The 2,868-nt window shown below is 73.6% G+C and carries 2 protein-coding genes; one reads left to right on the forward strand and one right to left on the reverse strand.

The window, feature by feature from the left end; genetic code table 11:
- Positions 1-2,104: endopeptidase La (gene lon / locus H5J33_RS29640; RefSeq protein WP_181797877.1), on the forward strand; the 2,104-nt coding region annotated here is incomplete at its 5' end.
- Between the two features lie 73 nt (positions 2,105-2,177).
- Here lon and H5J33_RS29645 read toward each other — a convergent pair.
- Positions 2,178-2,868, reverse strand: a 691-nt coding sequence (locus H5J33_RS29645; RefSeq protein WP_181797878.1) for an ATP-binding protein, incomplete at its 5' end; no start/stop codon positions are given.

The following is a 2,868-nucleotide window of genomic DNA, read 5'->3' on the forward strand; positions in this document are numbered from 1 at the left end:
GCTCTGGGTCGAGGGCGCCGGCGTCGAGGAGAGCGTGCCGGACCCGCTGCCGGGTCAGGTCGCCGAACTGGTCAAGGAGTACAAGGCGCTCGCCACCAGCTGGCTGCGCAAGCGCGGCGCCTGGCAGGTCGTGGACCGCGTCCAGGCCATCGACGACGTCTCCGCGCTCGCCGACAACTCCGGCTACTCGCCCTTCCTGTCCACCGAGCAGAAGGTCGAACTGCTGGAGACCGCCGATCCGGTGGCCCGCCTCCGCCTCGCCACCCAGCAGCTGCGCGACCACCTCGCCGAGCAGGAGGTGGCCGAGACGATCGCCAAGGACGTCCAGGAAGGCGTCGACAAGCAGCAGCGCGAGTTCCTGCTGCGCCGCCAGCTGGAGGCCGTCCGCAAGGAGCTGCGCGAGCTCAACGGGGAGAAGGAGGGCGAGGAGTCCGACGACTACCGTGCCCGCGTGGAGGCCGCCGACCTGCCGGAGAAGGTCCGCGAGGCCGCCCTGAAGGAGGTCGACAAGCTGGAGCGCGCCTCCGACCAGTCGCCCGAGGGCTCCTGGATCCGCACCTGGCTGGACACCGTCCTGGAGATGCCGTGGACCGAGCGCACCGATGACAGCGCCTCCGCGTACGACATCCGGGGCGCCAAGGCCGTGCTCGACGCCGAGCACGCGGGCCTGGAGGACGTCAAGGAACGCATCACCGAGTACCTGGCCGTGCGCAAGCGGCGCGCCGAGCGGGGCCTGGGCGTCGTCGGCGGGCGGCGCGGCGGCGCGGTGCTGGCCCTCGTCGGCCCGCCCGGCGTCGGCAAGACCAGCCTCGGCGAGTCCGTCGCGCACGCGATGGGCCGCAAGTTCGTCCGGGTCGCCCTCGGCGGCGTCCGCGACGAGGCCGAGATCCGCGGCCACCGCCGTACGTACGTCGGCGCGCTGCCCGGCCGGATCGTGCGCGCCATCAAGGAGGCCGGGTCGATGAACCCGGTGATCCTGCTGGACGAGATCGACAAGGTGGGCTCCGACTTCCGGGGCGACCCGGCCGCCGCCCTGCTCGAAGTCCTCGACCCGGCGCAGAACCACACCTTCCGCGACCACTACCTGGAGGTCGAGCTGGACCTCTCCGACGTGGTCTTCCTCGCCACCGCCAACGTCCTGGAGGCCATCCCGGAGGCCCTCGCCGACCGGATGGAGATCGTCCGGCTGGACGGCTACACCGAGGACGAGAAGGTCGTCATCGCCCGTGACCACCTGCTCCCGCGCCAGCTGGAGCGGGCCGGCCTGAACCGGGAAGAGGTCACCCTGGAGGAGAGCGCCCTGCGCAAGCTGGCCGGCGAGTACACGCGCGAGGCGGGCGTGCGCACGCTGGAGCGCTCGATCGCGCGGCTGCTCCGCAAGATCGCCGCCCAGCACGAACTGGGCGAGCGGGAGCTGCCGTTCACCGTCACCGACGGTGATCTGCGCGACCTGATCGGCCGGCCGCACCACGTGCCCGAGTCCGCCCAGGACCCGGCCGAGCGCCGTACGGCGGTGCCCGGTGTGGCGACCGGTCTCGCGGTCACCGGCGCCGGCGGCGACGTGCTCTACGTGGAGGCGTCCCTGGCCGACCCGGAGACGGGCGCGGCGGGCCTGACCCTGACCGGCCAGCTGGGTGACGTGATGAAGGAGTCGGCGCGGATCGCGCTGAGCTTCCTGCGCAGCCACGGCGCCGAACTGGAGCTGCCGGTGGCCGACCTGAAGGACCGGGGCGTGCACATCCACTTCCCGGCGGGCGCGGTGCCCAAGGACGGCCCGAGCGCGGGCATCACGATGACCACGGCCCTCGCCTCGCTGCTGTCGGGCCGGCTGGTCCGCACGGACGTGGCGATGACCGGCGAGGTCTCGCTGACCGGCCGTGTCCTGCCCATCGGCGGCGTGAAGCAGAAGCTGCTCGCCGCCCACCGCGCCGGGGTGACCACCGTGATCATCCCCAAGCGCAACGAGCCCGACCTGGACGACGTGCCGGCCGAGGTGCTGGACAAGCTCGACGTCCACACCGTGACCGATGTCCGACAGGTCCTGGAGCTGGCGCTCGCGCCGGCCGCGGACGGCGTGGAGCCGTCGGTTCCCGTGGCGGCGTGACGGGCGCCACGGGAAGGGCGAGGCCCGGGTCCCGTGAGGGAGGCCCGGGCCTCGGCCGCTTCCCGGAGCGTGCTCAGAGCGCGGCCGGGGTCTGCTCCGCCCACACCGTCTTGCCGGTCCGCTCGTGCCGGGTGCCCCAGCGCTCGGCGATCTGCGCGACCAGCAGCAGCCCCCGGCCGCCCTCGTCGAAGATCCGGGCCCGGCGCATGTGCGGGGTGCTGCCGCTGGCGTCGTAGACTTCGCAGATCAGGCTGGAGCCCGGGCGCAGCAGCCGGAGCCGGACGGGCGGGCGGCCGTAGCGGATGGCGTTGGTGACCAGTTCGCTGACGATCAGCTCGGTGGTGAACGCGGCCTCCTCGAGGTCCCAGGCGGACAGCTGTTCCTCCACGTACCGGCGGGCCAGGGAGACGACGGTCGGGTCGTGGTCCAGCTCCCAGCAGGCCACCCGGTCCTCGGGCAGGGCCCGGGTACGGGCCAGCAGCAGGGAGAGGCGGTCGCCCGGGCGGTGGCCGGACAGCTCGGTGAGGACCCGGTCGCACACCGAGTCCAGCGACGGCGCCGGACCGTCCGGTGTGCCGTACGCCCCGTCCAGCGCCCGGCCGATGGCCCGGTCGTGGGGCTCGGCCGGGCCGTCCGCGTACAGCGCCAGCAGGCTGCCCTCGGGCAGTTCCGTCTCGACCGCCTCGAAGGGCGGCCCGCCCAGTCCCAGCGGCGGCCCGGATCTTCGACGAGGGCGGCCGGGGGCTGCTGCTGGTCGCGCAGAT

This window comes from Streptomyces sp. WELS2 (assembly GCF_013870595.1).
GTDB lineage: Bacteria > Actinomycetota > Actinomycetes > Streptomycetales > Streptomycetaceae > Streptomyces.